Source organism: Archangium gephyra (assembly GCF_042230915.1).
Lineage (GTDB): Bacteria > Myxococcota > Myxococcia > Myxococcales > Myxococcaceae > Archangium > Archangium gephyra_B.
Genome location: NZ_CP102578.1, coordinates 7,303,301 through 7,320,255, shown reverse-complemented (window position 1 = coordinate 7,320,255; position 16,955 = coordinate 7,303,301). Strand labels below are relative to the sequence as shown.

General features: G+C 69.7%; 14 protein-coding genes. 11 read left to right on the top strand and 3 right to left on the bottom strand.

Annotated features, from left to right (window positions below; translation table 11 throughout):
• The first annotated feature begins 250 nt into the window (after positions 1 to 250).
• From NR798_RS28515 to NR798_RS28505, 3 genes are all read left to right on the top strand, one after another.
• Positions 251 to 1,573 (top strand): PhoH family protein, encoded by a 1,323-nt coding sequence (locus NR798_RS28515; RefSeq protein ID WP_047858468.1) that lies wholly within the window; start codon positions 251 to 253, stop codon positions 1,571 to 1,573.
• Positions 1,574 to 1,600: 27 nt separating this feature from the next.
• Positions 1,601 to 1,927 carry a YbeD family protein gene (locus tag NR798_RS28510; protein ID WP_375765663.1) on the top strand — a complete coding sequence of 109 codons (327 nt, stop codon included), beginning with the start codon at positions 1,601 to 1,603 and terminating at the stop codon, positions 1,925 to 1,927.
• 69 nt (positions 1,928 to 1,996) lie between these two features.
• Positions 1,997 to 2,755: an SAM-dependent methyltransferase gene (locus NR798_RS28505; protein ID WP_375765662.1), complete on the top strand. Its 759-nt coding sequence runs from the start codon at positions 1,997 to 1,999 to the stop codon at positions 2,753 to 2,755.
• A 69-nt stretch (positions 2,756 to 2,824) separates the two neighbouring features.
• Here the strand turns inward: NR798_RS28505 and NR798_RS28500 are convergent, their stop codons facing one another.
• Positions 2,825 to 3,919, bottom strand: coding sequence for a diacylglycerol/lipid kinase family protein (locus NR798_RS28500; protein ID WP_375765661.1), 1,095 nt, complete (start codon positions 3,917 to 3,919; stop codon positions 2,825 to 2,827).
• A gap of 325 nt (positions 3,920 to 4,244) precedes the next feature.
• Here NR798_RS28500 and dnaK point away from each other — a divergent pair, with 325 nt between their 5' ends.
• From dnaK to NR798_RS28460, 8 genes are all read left to right on the top strand, one after another.
• Positions 4,245 to 6,164 carry a molecular chaperone DnaK gene (gene dnaK, locus NR798_RS28495; RefSeq protein ID WP_375765660.1) on the top strand — a complete coding sequence of 640 codons (1,920 nt, stop codon included), beginning with the start codon at positions 4,245 to 4,247 and terminating at the stop codon, positions 6,162 to 6,164.
• A 121-nt stretch (positions 6,165 to 6,285) separates the two neighbouring features.
• Positions 6,286 to 6,693 (top strand): thiol-disulfide oxidoreductase DCC family protein, encoded by a 408-nt coding sequence (locus NR798_RS28490; protein ID WP_375765659.1) that lies wholly within the window; start codon positions 6,286 to 6,288, stop codon positions 6,691 to 6,693.
• Between the two features lie 56 nt (positions 6,694 to 6,749).
• Positions 6,750 to 9,275, top strand: a complete 2,526-nt coding sequence (locus tag NR798_RS28485) for an AAA family ATPase (protein WP_375773838.1) — start codon at positions 6,750 to 6,752, stop codon at positions 9,273 to 9,275.
• A 14-nt stretch (positions 9,276 to 9,289) separates the two neighbouring features.
• Complete coding sequence (locus NR798_RS28480; RefSeq protein ID WP_375765658.1) at positions 9,290 to 11,593, top strand: VWA domain-containing protein; 2,304 nt, start codon at positions 9,290 to 9,292, stop codon at positions 11,591 to 11,593.
• A 13-nt stretch (positions 11,594 to 11,606) separates the two neighbouring features.
• Positions 11,607 to 12,176, top strand: coding sequence for a PspA/IM30 family protein (locus NR798_RS28475; protein ID WP_375765657.1), 570 nt, complete (start codon positions 11,607 to 11,609; stop codon positions 12,174 to 12,176).
• 78 nt (positions 12,177 to 12,254) lie between these two features.
• Positions 12,255 to 13,238: a patatin-like phospholipase family protein gene (locus NR798_RS28470; protein ID WP_375765656.1), complete on the top strand. Its 984-nt coding sequence runs from the start codon at positions 12,255 to 12,257 to the stop codon at positions 13,236 to 13,238.
• 51 nt (positions 13,239 to 13,289) lie between these two features.
• A complete protein-coding gene (locus NR798_RS28465) occupies positions 13,290 to 14,597 on the top strand; it encodes a hydroxyacid-oxoacid transhydrogenase (RefSeq protein ID WP_375765655.1) in 1,308 nt (435 codons plus the stop codon).
• Positions 14,598 to 14,617: 20 nt separating this feature from the next.
• Positions 14,618 to 15,043, top strand: a complete 426-nt coding sequence (locus NR798_RS28460) for an acyl-CoA thioesterase (RefSeq protein ID WP_375765654.1) — start codon at positions 14,618 to 14,620, stop codon at positions 15,041 to 15,043.
• 14 nt (positions 15,044 to 15,057) lie between these two features.
• On the opposite strand, the gene NR798_RS28455 is transcribed toward NR798_RS28460, so the two are convergent.
• Positions 15,058 to 15,264, bottom strand: a complete 207-nt coding sequence (locus NR798_RS28455) for an MbtH family protein (RefSeq protein WP_375765653.1) — start codon at positions 15,262 to 15,264, stop codon at positions 15,058 to 15,060.
• Between the two features lie 31 nt (positions 15,265 to 15,295).
• Positions 15,296 to 16,942 (bottom strand): cyclic peptide export ABC transporter, encoded by a 1,647-nt coding sequence (locus NR798_RS28450; protein ID WP_375765652.1) that lies wholly within the window; start codon positions 16,940 to 16,942, stop codon positions 15,296 to 15,298.
• Between the last annotated feature and the right edge of the window lie 13 nt (positions 16,943 to 16,955).

Sequence of the window (16,955 nt, the reverse complement as noted above, 5' to 3'; positions counted from 1 at the left end):
CGGGGAGCCGCGGAGCGCTCGTGGAGCGGGCGTCCAGTGATCCGGGGATCCATGAGCGCGTCGGGAACCACCTTGTTAGCGTGTGCGTTACACCCGAGGTAGGCCCCAAACGGCCTTGGGCCGCTTCCCGCGTGGGAGGCTCAGCCTAATATTCGGTTGGCAGTCAGGCGCAGAAGCGGTCCGTCAGTCGGAGTCCCGTCGCACGGTCGGTTCCAGCGGTCGCACCCACTACGAGGTCGCGCTCCACACGATGCGAAAGAACTTCATCCTCGACACCAACGTCCTTCTCCACGACCCCCGCTCCATCTACAGCTTCAAGGAACACAACGTCATCATCCCCATCTACGTCATCGAGGAGATCGATCAGTTCAAGCGCGATCTCTCCGAGCTAGGGCGCAACGCGCGTCTGGTGGCGCGCTACCTGGATTCCTTCCGGGAAGAGGGCTCGTTGAAGGACGGCGTGCGCCTGCCGCATGGGGGCGTGCTGCGCGTGTGCTTCACCGACAGGGATCTGCCGCTCTCCATGGCGGACAGCAACCTGATGGACAACCGGATCCTCTCGGTGGCCATCGACTTGATGGAGCGCGAGCCGCAGTCGCCGGCCGTCTTCATCACCAAGGACACCAACCTGCGCATCCGCGCGGACGCGCTGGGCCTCATCGCCGAGGACTACGACGCCGAGCGGGTGGAGATCACCGAGCTGTACACGGGCTTCACCGAGCGCCTGGTCCCCCGCGACATGGTGGACCAGATGTACAAGCCGGGCGCCGAGGTGGAGATCTCCGGGCAGGAGTCGCTCTCGCCGCACCAGTTCATCCTGCTCAAGGACGAGACGAACCCGTCGCACACCGCCATGGGCCGCTTCAACGCGTCCCGGGGCCGGGTGGTGCCGCTCTTGCGCGGCATGAAGTCCGAGGGCGTGTGGGGCATCCGCCCGCGCAACATGGAGCAGAGCTTCGCCCTGGACCTGGTGATGAATGACGAGATCAAGCTCGTCACCATCGTGGGCAAGGCGGGCACGGGCAAGACGCTGCTGGCGATCGCCGCCGGGCTCCACAAGGTGACGGAGGAGGGCGTGTACCAGAAGCTGCTCGTCAGCCGGCCCGTCTTCCCGCTCGGCCGGGACATCGGCTACCTGCCGGGCAGCCTCGAAGAGAAGATGAACCCCTGGATGCAGCCCATCTTCGACAACGTGGAGTTCCTGATGAACCTCAGCCGTGCCGACAAGAAGGCCGGCCGGGGCTACCACGAGCTCATCGACCTGGGGCTGATGGAGATCGAGGCGCTCACCTACATCCGCGGGCGCTCCATCCCCAACCAGTACATCATCATCGACGAGGCCCAGAACCTCACGCCCCACGAGGTCAAGACGATCATCACCCGCGTGGGCGACAACACGAAAATCATTCTCACCGGCGACCCGTTCCAGATAGACAACCCCTACGTGGACGCGACCAACAACGGACTCGTGCACGTGGTCAACCGGTTCAAGAATGAGAAGATCGCGGGCCACATCACCATGGCCAAGGGCGAGCGCAGCGCCCTGGCCGAGCTCGCGGCCAACCTCCTCTAGCCCCCTGCGCTGTACGAGGAAGCAGTCATGAAGGCAGAAGACGGTATGGGAGAGGGTGCCCCCCAGGGCACGACGGCTGGCGGCGAGGAGAAGAAGCCGCTCATCGAGTACCCCACCGTCTACACCTTCAAGGTCATGGGGCGGCAGGAGCCGGGGGGGTTCGCCGAGTACGTGCGCGAGCTCTTCCGGACGCTCATGGGCACGGAGATCTCCCCGGACTCCATCCGGGAGCAGCCCAGCAGCAAGGGCACCTATGTGTCGGTGAGCGTGTCGGTGTACCTGCTGTCCGAGGAGCACCGCCGCTCCATCTACGTCCGGCTGCGGCAGGAGCAGCGGATCGTCTACTACCTCTGAAGGTAGCCCCCGTCCGGGCATGCGGGGGGAATTGGCGATTGCGGGCCACCGGTGTAGAAGAGGCTTCCCATGAGCCCGGCTGAGCCCTTCCCGCTCTACTTCCCTGGTGACGCTCGGCGCCCCTTCAGCTCCGAGGTCGCCACCCGCCGCTTCGCCAAGGTGGCGCAGCTGGAAGAGGGCGGGCGTGTGCTCGAGCTCGGCTGCGGCCCTTCCGGCCCGGCCAGCGTGGTGCTCGCCCAGGAGTTCGGCTGCTCGGTGGTGGCCGCGGACTCGGACGAGACGCTGCTCATCCACATGAGGGACCGGGTGCGCTCGCTCGGGCTGGACGGCCGGGTGGACGTGCGGCGGGTGGACCTGCGCAAGCCCGCCTTCCGGGAGGGCGAGTTCGACGCCATCCTCTGCCAGGGCCGGGTGTTCCTGCCGCTGGCCGATGCGCTGGGCACCTTCCGGCCCCTGCTCAACCACAACGGCCGGTTGGGCCTCACCTACCCGGTGCGCGTGGGACGGGTGACGCCCCGCGCCGTGATCGACTTCTGGGAGCGCCGCCTGGGGGCTCCGCTCCTGCTGCCCCGCGAGCTGCTCCAGCACCTGGCCGCGGCCGGCTACGAGCCCGAGTGCGTCGAGTCCCTCCAGGACGCCGAGCTGGATGCCCTCTACCGGGAGCTGGAGCCCCTGCTCGCCAAGAGCCAGGCCGAGCAGGCCGTCTGGCTGCGCGAGGAGATGGCCCTGCACCGGGAGAACGGCAAGGCCACCTCGAGCTACGCCTTCGCCGTGGGCCGCCGCCGCGAGCCGGGCGAGAAGCCTCCGCCCACGCGCGATCGCGGCTAGCCGGGCCGGCAGACCCTCACCCTGGCCCTCTCCCAGAGGGAGAGGGAAAGCAGGGGGCGGGCAGGGCGCTCAGTGCACCGCGCCGTGGAAGTCCAGCAGCTCCACCGGCTCGGGTGCCACGCTCAGCGTCACGTCCTCGCGGTAGCCCGCCGCGTCTCCACCGATGTGGAAGGGCATCGGCCGGGCGCAGCGGAGGTGGACCTCCTTGGCGTAGAAGTCGTGGATGCCCTCGGGGAACCAGCGGCCCGCCCACAGCTTGTGCAGGTTCGCCAGCACGTTCGTGGCGTGCAGCTGGCCCAGGCGCAGGTGCATCATCTCCCGGCGCTCGCCCGCGAACGGGAACATCCGGAAGCTGTACCCGTAGAAGGGCATCGTCGCCGCCGCCGCCATCATCAGCGAGCCCTTGAAGAGCCGCTGTCCCGGGGCGATGGGCGCACCCACGGGCTGTCCGTCCGGCCCCACCCGGTACGCCTCACCGGCCTGGCCGTTGATGACCTCGCACTCCACCCACGTGGGGTTGGACAGGTAGTGCGGCACCGTCTTGAGGGCCACCGCCGAGAAGTAGCCGCCCGCGCCCGTCAGCATCTTCTTGAGCAGGCCGCCGCGGCCCAGGTTGTCCTTCACCCAGAGGTAGTCGTTGAGCAGCTTCCCATCCACGCCCATGCCCGCGAACGCCGTGCGCCGGCCGTCCACGCTCAGCAGGTCCATCCGCCGGTGGCCCGGCACCTCGCCCGCGCGCGCCCGCACCACGTCCTGAAGGATTCCGTCCGCGCCGCCGCCCGCGTTCACGTACGTGGCCAGCCCGTTGCCCGTGCCCAGCTTCAGCACGCCGAAGCGCGGCGCGCGCTTGCCGGCGAAGCGGCCCCGCGGCTCCAGCTGGCGGAACACCTCGCTCACGAAGCCCTGGAACGTGCCGTCTCCGCCTCCCGTGAACACCACCGGGTAGTTGCGCTCCAGCACCGTCTGGACGATCCGCCGGCAGTCCAGCTCCGAGCGCGACAGGAAGAGATCCTGCTCCGGCACCACGTGTGAGAGGGACTTCACCAGCTGTGCGTCCACCCGGCGGGCGTTGGCGTTGAGCAGCACCGCGACCTTGTGCTCGGGGGCTCCGGCGACGGACGGATTCTGGCGCGGATCCACGGACCGAAGTGGCTGTACCAGCATGAGGCTGCCTCCAGAGGGGGGTTGGGGCGTCGGGGTTCCCCAGTGCACTTTCTCAGCCAATGGCTGACGCGAGGCGTTAACCCCTAGGGGGCCCAATGGTTTCAAGGGGTTGGCGCGTTGGGAACTGATCGGAAGCCTGGCCGGTTGCTACGTGCGGGTGGCGGAGGTGGAGAGCGCGTTACGCACCGTGGCGGGCAGGTGGCGAGGACGTGACGCGGTTTGACGCGGTTTGACACCCCCCGGTGGGTGGTTACGTTGGTCACACATCGGAGGTACTCGAAGTTTTCGCGGTATTTTCCGCAGTCATTTCGGGAGGTTACACACCGTGGGCAAGATTATCGGCATCGACCTGGGCACCACCAACAGCGTGGTGGCGATCATGGAGGGTCGCGAGCCCAAGGTCCTCACCAACGAGGAAGGCGCCCGCACCACGCCCTCGGTCGTCGCGTTCGCGAAGGATGGGGAGCGGCTGGTGGGGCAGGTGGCCAAGCGTCAGGCCATCACCAACCCCGAGCGCACCGTCTACTCCATCAAGCGCTTCATGGGCCGGCGGTACGAGGAGACCACCGAGGAGGCGAAGCTCGTCCCCTACAAGGTGGTGCGCGGCCCTCACGGCGACGCGCGTGTGGAGGTTGACGGCAAGCAGTACAGCGCGCCGGAGATCTCCGCGCAGGTGCTGCTCAAGCTCAAGCGCGCCGCGGAGAACTACCTGGGCGAGAAGGTGACCGAGGCGGTCATCACCGTCCCGGCGTACTTCAACGACGCCCAGCGCCAGGCCACCAAGGACGCTGGTGAGATCGCCGGCCTCACGGTGCGCCGCATCGTCAACGAGCCGACGGCGGCGGCGCTCGCGTACGGCCTGGACAAGAAGAAGGACGAGAAGATCGCCGTCTACGACTTCGGCGGCGGCACGTTCGACATCTCCATCCTCGAGGTGGGCGAGAACGTGGTCGAGGTGCTCGCCACCAACGGTGACACGCACCTGGGCGGCGACAACATCGACCACACGCTCATGGACTGGCTGATCGCCGAGTTCAAGCGGGACAATGGCATCGACGTCTCCAAGGACAAGATGGTCATCCAGCGCCTGAAGGAGGCGGCGGAGAAGGCGAAGATCGAGCTGTCCAGCACGATGGAGACGGAGGTCAACCTGCCGTTCCTCACGGCGGACGCCACCGGTCCCAAGCACCTCAACGTGCGCCTGACGCGGGCCAAGTTCGAGGCGATGATCGACACGCTCGTCGAGCGCTCGCTGGAGCCGTGCCGCAAGTGCCTGAAGGACTCGGGCGTGGACCTCAAGGACCTCAACGAGGTCGTGCTCGTGGGTGGCTCCACGCGCATCCCGAAGGTGCAGGAGGCGGTGAAGCGGCTGTTCGGCAAGGAGCCCAACCGCTCGGTGAACCCGGACGAGGTGGTGGCGGTGGGTGCGGCGGTGCAGGCCGGCGTGCTCGCGGGCGAGGTGAAGGACATCCTCCTGCTGGACGTCACCCCGCTGTCGCTGGGCGTGGAGACGTTGGGCGGCGTGATGACCAAGCTCATCGAGCGCAACACCACCATCCCCACCCGCAAGTCGGAGACGTTCTCCACGGCGGCGGATGGCCAGACGCAGGTGGAGATCCACATCCTGCAGGGCGAGCGCGAGATGGCCGGTGACAACCGGAGCCTCGGCCGCTTCCACCTGACGGGCCTGCCCCCGGCGCCGCGCGGCGTGCCGCAGATCGAGGTGACGCTGGACATCGACGCCAACGGCATCCTCAATGTCAACGCCAAGGACAAGGCGACGGGCAAGGAGCAGAAGGTCACCATCACCCACTCGTCCGGTCTGGCCAAGGACGAGGTGGAGAAGATGGTCAACGCGGCCAAGGAGAACGAGGCCGCCGACAAGGCCCGCCGCGAGCTGGTGGAGGTGAAGAACCAGGCCGAGGCCCAGGCGTACGCCGCGGAGAAGATGATCAAGGAGAACCGCGAGAAGCTGTCTCCGGACGCGGTGTCGACGCTCGAGTCGGCCGTCAAGGCGCTCAACGAGGTGCGTGAGGGCCAGGACAAGGACGCCATCAAGGCGGCGTTGGACCGGCTGCAGCAGGCCAGCTACAAGGTGGCCGAGGAGATGTACAAGGCGACCGGTGGCGCGCCGGGCGAGGGCGCTCCGCCTCCGGGTGCCGATGCGGGCGCCACGGGCGCGGCTCCGGGCAGCTCGGCCAAGCCGAAGGACGACGTGGTGGACGCCGAGTTCCGCCAGTCGTAAGCCGGGCCTGTTGAGCCCATGAGAAGGGCCGGTGCTCCCGAGAGGGAGTGTCCGGCCCTTCTGTTTTATTCGCGCCCACCGGACTCCAACCGCTATGAATGAGCCTGACGGGAGAAGACCCATGAAGGCGCTGTCCACGACGCCCCCGGGGCATGACGTCATCCTGTACGACGGGCACTGCCGCCTGTGCATCGCGGCCGCGAAGCAGTTCCAGCGGCTGCTGGGAGGCCATGGCACGCAGCTGCGCTCGTTCCGGGAGGAGGGGGTGCTGGCGGCCTACCCCGGCATCGCGCTCGAGCGGTGCGAGCAGGGGATTCAGCTCATCCAGGCGGACGGGCGGATCTTCGAGGGCGCAGAGGCCGTGGTCCAGGCGATGGGGCGCAGGCCGGCCGGCAAGCTGCTCTTCGCCTACTACGTGCCGGGGCTGCGGCAGGTGGCGGACTGGGTGTATGGCCTCATCGCCCGCTACCGCTTCCGCATCGCGGGGCGGGCATGCCCGGACGGAGCCTGCGCCATTCACTTCAAGTAGGGGCGGCCGAGCCCTTCTAATGAGGAGGGGGTGGGGGCTACGATGCGCCTCCCGTGATCCACCCGCCCACGCCCGTCCACCCCCAGGCCGCGCAGGCCTTCCGCCACTTCTTCCAGGAGCTGCGCGAGGCCTATCTCGAGCGTGAGTCGCTCTTCACCCAGATCGAGCTGGCGCTGCTGTGCCGGGAGCACGTGCTCGTCGTCGGACCGCCGGGAACGGCCAAGAGCGCCATCGCCTCGGCGGTGCTCGGCCGCATCGTCGACGAGAAGACGGGGCAGCCCTCGCTCTTCGCCAAGCAGATCGCCGAGTCCACGGTGCAGACGGACCTCATCGGCCCGGTGGACTTCAAGGTGCTCACCGAGACGGGCCGCACCGAGTTCATCACCGAGGACGGCATGCTGGGCGCCACCCACGCCTTCCTCGACGAGGTCTTCGACGGGCGCGACATGCTCCTGCGCTCCATCCTCAACGTCCTGCACGAGCGCGAGCTCAAGCACGGGCGCCGGGTGACGAGCGGACGCATCGAGTGCGCCATCATGACGAGCAACCGCTACCTCTCCGAGGTGCTGGCGCGCTCGCCGGAGCTGCTGCTGGCCTTCGCGGACCGGCTCAGCTTCATCTCCTTCGTGCCCAAGTCCTTCGCCCGGCGCCCCAGCCGCGCGGCCATGCTGCACCGCTTCGCCCATGGCATCCGGCCGGACCTGCGCGCCTCGCTCACCCTGCAGCAGCTGGACGTGCTCCAGGCCGCCGTGGAGCAGGTGACGGTGGCCAGCCACCTGCTCGAGGCCATCGAGATGCTCACCGATGAGCTGGAGCGCGCACTCACGGCCCAGGTGTCCAAGCTGCCCGACTACGTGCCCACCAAGTACTTCTCCCAGCGCTCCGTGGTGAAGGCGCTGTGGGCCCTCAAGGCCGCGGTGGTGCGCGACCAGCTCTACCGCCGCCCGGACCGGCCGCTCGAGGCCACCGTGGAGGACCTGGACGCCCTGCGCTGGTTCTTCCTGCTCGGCGGTCCCCAGGCGGAAGAGGCCGAGGCGCTCCTCAAGGTGGCGGTGGATCCCCGCGAGCGCGCGCAGCTGGAGATCGTCCGCATCGAGCAGAAGGCCTTCGACGCCGCACTGGCCAAGGTGCGCGCGGAGCTGGGCACGGGCGTGGAGCGCGAGGCGGCCTCGCTCGGCGCGTCCGAGGAGCTCAAATCGGTGGAGGCGCTCGCGCGCACCTTCCAGCCCGGCATCGTCACCTCCACGGCGCAGCGGCTGCGCGCCAAGCTCGTTCCGGGCCCGCGTCACCCGGACAACCGGGTGGCCCTGCTGGGGGGCGCGCGGGGGCTGCTCGCGGTGGTGGAGCAGCGCCTGGCGCGTGGCCCCATCGAGGGCCCCGAGGCCCGGGCCGGGCTGGCCATGTTCACCGCGCTCTCTGAGTCGGTGGATCTGTGCCGCCAGGTACCGGAGCTGCGCCAGCGGTTGCCGGCCCTGTGTGACGCGGTGGGCCGCTTCCTCCTGCAGGCGCTCGAGCTGACGGCGCTCAACGCCGAGAGCCTCGCCTTCGACGAGGCGGTGGTGCTGGAGGCGCTCGTCGGGTTCACGGACAACATCTCCGAGGAGCTGGGCCGGGTGGGGGAGCTCCTGGCGCTGCTCGCCGAGGGCAACTCGGGCGCGGTGTCCCGCCTGCGGACCGCCGAGGCCGAGGCGCGCCGCCGGGCCGTGGCCGCCCTCCGCCAGCGCGCGACGACCCTCTTCCCGGGCGCGCGTGGCCGGAGGGATCCGCTCGATGCCCTCTCGGCGGACTCGCGCCGGCTCTCCCAGCTCGAGCAGGCCCTGTGCAAGCTGGACCCCGCGCAGCGCGGCCTCAAGCAGGAGCTGTTGCAGCCGCTCGGCTCCGCCTACGCGCGCGACGTGCTGTCCTCCGCGCCCTTCGAGCGCATCGACCAGTTCTCGCGCACGGTGCAGACGGTGGCGGAGAACCTGCGGCGCGAGGGCCTGGCCCCAGAGCCCGTGTTCGTCGAGTGCAAGGACATCCTCGAGGCGCGGCTGCGCGAGTACGTGCGGGGCATCGGCCGCGAGGTGGCGAGCCCTCCGCCGGCCCCTCATGCCGCCGTCAGCGGCGAGGCCTACAACTTCTACCGGGGCGACTTCTCCACGCAGGTGCGGGATGGCGAGCTCGCCGCGCTGAACGGACTGGACGGGCAGCTGGCCTTCGCGCGTCAGGCCTCCGCCGCGACCTTCCTCTCCAGCGAGATCCGCGATGCGGTGGCCCGGGTGGAGCTGGCCTTCGTGCAGACGCGCCTCAAGTACCTGCGCAGCTGGCTCACCCAGCTCCTCACCGAGCTGCCGCCCCCGCAGTCCGCCCAGCGCCGCCCCCTGGCGGATTCGATCTTCGATCGCCTGGTGAAGAGCCGCTTCCCACTGCTCGCGCTCAAGGAGGGCGAGCTGGTGCGCATCAAGGGCGTGCTCGGCGTGCTGATGTCCATTCCCGGCGAGCTGGGCGAGAGCGCGCGCAAGCTGGAGAACGTACGGCTCGGCATCGACGACGACTTCACCCGCTTCAGCAAGGAACTGCTGGAGAAGCGGGCCTCGTTGTGAGGAGGTGCTGACGCGTGCTCGGCGCGAGGCTCGCACGCCTGCGGCTCCGGTTGGACTCGCTCCAGGGAGCGCCGTCCCAGCCCGAGGGCTTGCGGGGTTGGTGGCTCGGGCTCACGGCTCCGGCCGAGGTGGACCTGTCCATGCCCACCCTGACGGCGCTCGATCGGGCGCTGGAGCGGGTGGGGGTGCATACCCTCGCGGACGCGCGGCTGCTGCTGGAGCTCGGCGTGCGCAAGGGCAGGGTGGGGGACCTGGCCACGGGCCTGAAGACGCGGGCCCAGGAGGCCCTGGAGGAGTTCGAGCGGACGCTCGACGCGGTGGAGAAGATGCTTCGGGCGGGCCGGCCGCCTCCAGGGGCGCGCACGGCGCTGGAGCGGGGCTTCGTCCGGCTCGCGCGCGTACTGCGGGTGGCGGATCTCTTCATGTCCCCCACGCCTCCACCGAAGGAGGAGGGGAATTTCGAGATCTTCGCGCGGCCCGGTCCCGTCTGGAACGATCGCGTGGCGCCGAGCACGGCCCGCATGGCCGTGGCCGAGTTCCTCGCGCAGCGGGCGCGCTCCAACGTGGATGATCTCGTCCAGAAGCGGCGCGACCTGGACATGGCGCATGAGATCCTCCTGCGCATCGGCATGGATCACGATCGCGACCGGGGCGTGGCCCTGCGCAGCGAGGTGGCCCAGGCCCGTGACCGGGTCCGCGAGCAGCCGGCGGCGCGCTCCCTGGATGCGCTGGTGCGGGAGGTGCGGCGCACCGCGCAGAGGGATCCGCAGATGGCGTGGCGCTCGCTCCGGGGGCTCTACGAGCGCGCGTTGGAGGCGAATGACGCCCCGTTGGCGGAGGCGGCCCGCGCGGCGCTCGAGCCGATGATGCCCGCCCAGCAGCCCATGCGGGCCATGTTGGAGTCCTCCGAGCGGGATGACCTGACGCGCTGGTTCGGCGAGAAGCCTCCCGCTCACGAGGGCCCCAATGGCGTGCGCGAGCCCCCCAAGGCCTCCACCGCGGACGATCTGCTCGCGGACCTGGCCTTCTCGCTCAAGCCGGAGCAGCTCTCCGCGTTCGAACTGGCGGCGGGCTGCGGCCGCTACTTCGACGTGGAGGACGCGCTCACCGAGGAAGTCGTCGAGATGAACACCCGCAAGGTGCGGCCCGTGCCGCGGCGGGTGCCATACCCCACCCAGAACATGACGTTCGAGCGCACGGGGGGCCTGCACGAGGTGCACAACTTCGTCATCTCGGATCCGCGGATGGTCCTCTACGAGCTGGCCGCCCACAGCCAGACGGTGCGCGCCTACCTGGAGGACGAGCCGCCCCCCCAGCCCAAGAAGCTGAAGCGTACCGCCGTGCGCGTGTACGTGTGTGACGCCTCGGGCTCCATGCACGGCGCCCGCGCCCGCTTCCGCGACGCCATCATCATCGCCGAGCTCAACAACCTCCGCGTCAAGGCGCGCAAGGGCGAGCCCTTCGATCCGCTCTACTTCTCCTTCTTCAACGACACCCCCACCGAGCTGGCCCGCGTGGACACCGCCCGCGAGGCCACCCGGCAGATCGAGAAGCTCTTCCGCGACTCGCCCGCCGAGGGCCAGACGGACATCTCCCTCGCCCTCATGTCCGCCTTCGAGTCCATCCGCGCCGCGCAGGGAAGGGATCCGTACCTCGCCCGCGCCACGGTGGTGCTCATCACCGACGGCGAGGACCGCGTCGACCTGGAGCTCATCCGCCGCACCCGCGCCCCCATGGACGCGCTGGACATCTCGCTCAGCTTCATCTCGCTCGGCGAGGAGAACCCGGACCTCAAGTCGCTCGTCATGGAGCAGCGCTCCCGCGGCGGCCGCGCCTTCTACCACCACCTCTCCGACCAGGAGATCCAGTGGGCGCGCACCGAGTTCGACAGCCCCTGGCGCACCCTCCTGCCGCAGGACGTGCCCGTCACCCCCGAGGCCGTCGAGGCCCTCGCGCCCCACCTCCAGGCCCTGGAATCCCTCGCCGCCGGACGCACCCTGCCCGCCACCCCCGTGGCCTCCGAGGCCTCGTTCGACGCGCTCTTCCCCGAGGTGGAGCGGCTCTCCGCGCAGAAGGCGGCGGAGACTCCCGGCCCCGAGGTGCTCGCCCGCGTGGCCGACATCCTCGATGCCATCGTGGAGGCCGCCGCGCTCGCCCCTGCGGAGCGCCGTCCCACCGAGGGCCTCTTGCTCCTGCAGCACCTGCTCGGCGTGTACCAGCTTCCCCCGGCCCGCTACCTCGCCGCGCTCGCCGTGGGAGGTTCAGAGGTGCACGCGCGCCTCGCACGTGTCCGCCTCCTCTGCCGTCCGTTCGAGTAGGCTGCGGCCGGTCATGCTCTTCGACTGGTTGCGCAAGAAGACGCCCAAGAAGCCCGAGCGTCCCACGGATCCGCTCGCGGCCTTCGATCAGCTCATCGAGGACCTGGAGCGCCAGGGCGCCGAGGTCCGCAAGTCCGCCGCCACGCTGCTGGCGCTCCGGGGCGACCTGGCGCGCTCCGAGGAGCGCTACGTCAAGCGTCTGGAGGAGCTCACGAAGCGGCGGGCCCTGGCGGACGAGCAGGGGGAGGGGAAGATCTCCGCGACGCTCGAACGCGATCGCCTGCAGGCCGAGTCCCTGCTGAGCACCACGCGCGAGTCGCTCAACCGTGCCGAGCAGGACGGCAAGCTGCTGCTGGAGGCCGCCGCGGACCTGGGCAACCGGGTCGCCGAGCTGCGCATCGAGCGCGAGAGTGCCTCGGCCCGGCTCGCGGTGGGCGGGCTCGTCTCCACGGCCCTGCAGGCGCAGGTGGAGCGCTTCGAGAAGGTGCTCGCCGTGGATGCCGCGCGGGATGAGGTGGAGCGCGCCCACGCCCTCGCGGACATCTACCGCGAGGAGCGCGGGGAGACCGTGAAGCCGGGTTGAGCCCGCCGTCCGTCAACCGCCCTCACGCCGCGGGATGTTCGGCTTGGATCTCGCCCGGGTGGATGAGAGCCTGCGCGAATGCGAGTGCACCCCGTCATCGAGCTCCTCCGGGCGCGTGCCGCCACCGGGAGCAAGCCCGGCGCGCGCGCGGACCCTGAACGGCTCGCCCTCGTCGTGGAGGGCGGTGGGATGCGCGCGGTGGCGTCCTGCGCCATGACCGAGGCCCTCGAGCGGGGCGGCCTCACCTCGTGCTTCGACTTCGTCGTTGGCTGCTCCGCGGGCGCACTGAATGCCGCGGCCTTCCTCGCCGGGGTGGCCGGTGGCTGCCGCACCGAGTATTCCGGCGCGTTCGCCAGCCGCCGCTTCATCAATCCGTACCGGCTGCTGCTGGGGAAGCCCGCGGTCGACGTGGACTACGCGCTGGACCTCGCCTCCCAGGGGCTCGATGCCCACCGCCACGAGCGCACCATCGCGAGCCCCATCCCCCTGCACTGCATCGCCACGGACGTCGAGACCACGGAGGCGGTGGCCCTCACGGACCTGCGCACGCTCCCCGAGCTTCGCCAGGCGCTGCTCGCGTCGAGCCGGCTTCCCTGGGTGGGCGGTCAACCCGTCGAGTTCCGCGGGCGGCGCTGGCTCGACGGCGGGCTCATCGAGGCCTTGCCGCTGGACACCGCGCTGCGGTTGGGCGCGACGCACGTCCTGGTCCTCCAGACGCGGCCCGAGGGCGTGCACCTTCCCTCGTTCGAGGGGTTCGCCGACCGCCTCGCCGAGGACCGGCTCCGCGCGCACAACCCCCGCCTCGTCGAGCGCTACCGGGAGCGTGGACGTGCGTACGAGCAGCTGACCCAGGAGATCCTCCGGATGGAGCGGGAGCCGCGCGGCGCTCCGCCCTTCGTGCTCGGCCTCCGTCCACCCGCCACGGCTCCCACCCTCGGAATGTTCGAGCGCCGTGCCGAGGTGGTCCGGGCCGTGGCGGAGGCGAGCCTCCACCACGCGATGCAGGCGGTGGTGAGCCCCGCACTGGCCGCGCCGGGACGTGCGGTGGGTGCAACGGGCTGAGCCTCGGCGCCCCTTTGCGATACGGTGCGGCGGGACTCCAGGAGGAGAGCCATGGGCTGTTGCTACTACCACCCCGTTGGAGAGGGCTGCGACAGCGCCTTCACCGTGGACACCTCGCGCATCACCTTCGGCCGCGGCTGTCTCGCCGAGGTGGGAGACCGCGCCCGGGCGCTCGGGATGAGACGCGTGGTGCTGTTCTCGGACGAGCGGGTGGCCCGGCTGCCGCACTTCGAGAAGGTGCGCCAGTCCCTGAGCGCCGCCGGCCTGGACGTCGCCGTCTACACGGACGTGCACGTCGAGCCCACCGATCGCTCCTTCCTGGAGGCGGCGCGGTTCGCCTCGGAGGTCCGGCCGGATGGCTACATCTCCCTGGGCGGCGGCTCGGTCATCGACACGTGCAAGGCGGCCAACCTCTACGCCACCTACCCGGCGGACTTCCTGGCCTACGTCAACGCGCCCGTGGGAGATGGGCGCCCCGTCCCCGGCCCGCTCAAGCCGCACATCGCCTGTCCCACCACCTCGGGCACCGGCAGCGAGGTCACCGGCATCACCATCTTCGATCTGCTCTCGATGGCCGCGAAGACCGGCATCGCCTCGCCCGCGCTGCGGCCCACCGAGGCGCTCATCGACCCGGACTGCACCGCGACCCTGCCCGGCGAGGTGGTCGCCGCCAGCGGGCTCGACGTGCTGTCCCACGCGCTGGAGTCCTATACCGCTCGGCCGTACGTGCGCCGTCCCGCTCCGCCCCGGCCGAGCCTGCGGCCCATGAGCCAGGGCGCCAACCCGTGGAGCGATCTCGGCTGCCGCGAGGCGTTGCGCTTGCTGGGCCTGTACCTCGAGCGCGGGGTGGCGGACGCGCAGGACCACGAGGCCCGCGAGCAGTTGATGTGGGCCTCCACGTTGGCCGGCATCGCCTTCGGGAATGCCGGCGTGCACGCGCCGCACGGCATGGCCTACGCCGTGGCCGGGCTGGTGCGTGACTTCCGTCCCTCCGGTTACCCGGACGGTGAGCCCCTGGTGCCGCACGGCATGGCCGTCATCGTCAATGCCCCGGCCGTCTTCCGCTACACCGCCGAGGTCAGCCCCGAGCGCCACCTGGAGGCCGCGCAGCTCCTCGGCGCGGACGTGCGCGGCGCCTCGTCCGGTGACGCCGGCGAGATGCTCGCGGGCAAGCTCATCCAGATCATGCGCGCCGTGGGCATCCCCAATGGTCTCGGCGGGGTCGGGTATACCGACGCCGACCTGGCCGCCCTCACCGAAGGGGCCTATCCGCAGCAGCGCCTGCTGCAGAACGCTCCCCGGGAGATGACGAAGCCCGTTCTCACCGAGTTGTTCCGCCAGGCGCTGCGCTACTGGTAACCGAAGCTGGGGCAACCGCCATGTCCGACGCCGAGACCACCGACCGCTACCGCTACTTCCTGCCCATCACCACCCGCTGGATGGACAACGACGCCTACGGTCACATCAACAACGTCACGTACTACAGCTACTTCGACACCGTCGCGAACCACTACCTCATCCACGAGGGCGGCCTCGACATCGTCAGCAGCCCCGTCATCGGCCTCGTCGTGGAGTCCCGGTGCACCTACAAGGCGCCGCTCGCGTATCCCGACCGCCTGCGCGCCGGCCTGCGCGTGGACAAGCTCGGCAACCGCTCCGTCACCTACGGCATCGGCATCTTCAAGGAGGGCGAGGAACAGGCCGCCGCTCACGGCTACTTCGTCCACGTCTTCGTCGACCGCCAGTCTCGCAAGGCCGTGCCCATGCCCGAGCGCCTGCGCGAGGCGCTCGAGCGGCTCCGGTAGGGCGGCGGGGGGCGCTACTGCGCCTCCATCTTCTTGCGCAGGCTCAGCGGCCGCATGTCCGTCCACACCTGCTTGATGTACTCCAGGCACTCGGCCTTGGGGCCCTGCTTGCCCGCGTCCTTCCAGCCGGGCGCGTTCTCGCGGTCCGCCGACCAGATGGAGTACTGCTCCTCGTGGTTCATCACGACCTTGTAGATGGTCGTATCCTCGGTCTCGCTCATGTCATGGCTCCAGGTGTGTGGGGGGACTTCGTCAGGCGATCTGCCGTGCTGGGGCGGGTGCTGGCTCCGTCTCGGGCCGGAGCTTGCCGGACTCGAGGCGAAGCAGCCGGTCCGCGACGTGGAAGTACCGGTCGTCATGGCTGATCACCAGCACCGTCCTTCCCTCGCGTTTCATCTCCGGGAGGAGCTCTTCGTAGAAGACCTCCTTGAAGATCGGATCCTGGTCCGCGCCCCATTCGTCGAAGACATAGATGGGGCGGTTCTCCAGCCAGGCGGTGAGCAGCGCCAGCCGCTTGCGCTGGCCCTGGGACAGCTCGGTGGTGGACAGGGTGCCGTCGTCGTCGATCTTCACCTTGTGGTTCAGCTGGAGCCGTTCCAGGTACTGCCGGGCCTTCGGCACTAGGCCGGCGGGCGCGAGCCCCAGCAGGGTGTTGAAGAGGTAGTAGTCGGAGAACACCGTCGAGAAGCACTGGCGATGCTCCTCCCGGTTCTCCGCGGTGATGGGAACGCCATCGAGCCGCACCTCGCCGGACTCCGGTGCGTAGAGCCCGGTGAGCAGCTTGGCGAGCGTCGTCTTGCCGCTGCCATTGCCTCCCACCAGGAAGACGAGCTCGCCCTTCTCCAGCGTCAGGGTCATGGGCCCCAGGGTGAAGCTGCTGTCCTCGAGCTCCCGGTGGTAGCGGTGGGTGACGTCCACCAGCTCCAGGCGGGTGAAGGAGGTCCTCGGGGCGGGCAGGGTGCGCGCGGCCTCCAGCAGACCCTCGCCCAGCACGGAGAGCTGCTCGACCTTGCGCAGCGACACCGCGCCCCGGGTCAGGAAGGGCATGTTGGCCAGCAGGCCATCCAGGGGCTGTTGCAGGTACAGCACGGTAAGGGTCAGGCTCACCAGCGAGCCCGCGCTGTCCTGCGCTCCCCGCATGGGAAGCACGAAGAGCAGCAGCCCGATGAAGGTGAAGAACAGGAACATCCCCCACGTGCTCGAGACGGCGAAGAGGCCGAAGCCCTTCAGGCTGAGCTGCCGCAGCGTGGCGGTGGTCTCTCCCATGCTCTTCTCCAGGAAGGCCTGGCGCCGTCCCGGGTGCAGCTTGAGCTCCTTGATGCCGTGGATGACGGAGCCGAGGTGCTTGTACAGCCTGTCCTGCACCTCCCGGGCGGAGCGCATGAAGCCAATCCCCCGCGCCATGACGAGCTGGTACGTCACGAAGCCCACCGCCATGAAGGCGAGCAGCGCCAGGAAGACGAACGGCGAGAGCCACGCCAGGTAGCCCAGACAGCCGGTGATGATGGCGGCGTTGATGAGGAGCTGGGGAATGCACATCAGGCTGGTGCTGATGCTGTTCACGTCATCCGTCAGCACCGCGAGCAGCCGGGGGCTTCCGAACTCCTCCAGCTGACGGAGCGGGGTGGCGAGGATGCGGCGGACCATCTCCATGCGCAGCTTCTGGAGCATGGTCTGCTGGAGATCGTTCAGCAGGATCTGCGAGGCCACCCGGGCGAGCAGCGCCACCAGCCCGAGGCCGGCGAAGCGCAGGGCGGCGGTGGCGGGGTCGGAGCGCTCCAGGACGGAGTTGATGAGGGAGATGAGCCCCGCACTGGCGGCACCGGAGAGCACTCCGCAGAGCACCGGCAGCAGGAGGCTCCACTTCGAACCACGCAAGAAGAACGCGAGCAGTCTCATGGCTGGCCCCCGC

What these genes read in the sequence shown, in the direction of transcription:
- NR798_RS28500 (WP_375765661.1), bottom strand. Translation starts at nt 3,919, where the DNA reads ATGCTGGTACAGCCACTTCGGTCCGTGGATCCGCGCCAGAATCCGTCC.
- NR798_RS28505 (WP_375765662.1), top strand. Translation starts at nt 1,997, where the DNA reads ATGAGCCCGGCTGAGCCCTTCCCGCTCTACTTCCCTGGTGACGCTCGG.
- NR798_RS28465 (WP_375765655.1), top strand. Translation starts at nt 13,290, where the DNA reads ATGGGCTGTTGCTACTACCACCCCGTTGGAGAGGGCTGCGACAGCGCC.
- NR798_RS28475 (WP_375765657.1), top strand. Translation starts at nt 11,607, where the DNA reads ATGCTCTTCGACTGGTTGCGCAAGAAGACGCCCAAGAAGCCCGAGCGT.
- NR798_RS28455 (WP_375765653.1), bottom strand. Translation starts at nt 15,264, where the DNA reads ATGAGCGAGACCGAGGATACGACCATCTACAAGGTCGTGATGAACCAC.
- NR798_RS28490 (WP_375765659.1), top strand. Translation starts at nt 6,286, where the DNA reads ATGAAGGCGCTGTCCACGACGCCCCCGGGGCATGACGTCATCCTGTAC.
- NR798_RS28460 (WP_375765654.1), top strand. Translation starts at nt 14,618, where the DNA reads ATGTCCGACGCCGAGACCACCGACCGCTACCGCTACTTCCTGCCCATC.
- NR798_RS28470 (WP_375765656.1), top strand. Translation starts at nt 12,255, where the DNA reads ATGCGAGTGCACCCCGTCATCGAGCTCCTCCGGGCGCGTGCCGCCACC.
- NR798_RS28510 (WP_375765663.1), top strand. Translation starts at nt 1,601, where the DNA reads ATGAAGGCAGAAGACGGTATGGGAGAGGGTGCCCCCCAGGGCACGACG.
- NR798_RS28515 (WP_047858468.1), top strand. Translation starts at nt 251, where the DNA reads ATGCGAAAGAACTTCATCCTCGACACCAACGTCCTTCTCCACGACCCC.
- NR798_RS28450 (WP_375765652.1), bottom strand. Translation starts at nt 16,942, where the DNA reads ATGAGACTGCTCGCGTTCTTCTTGCGTGGTTCGAAGTGGAGCCTCCTG.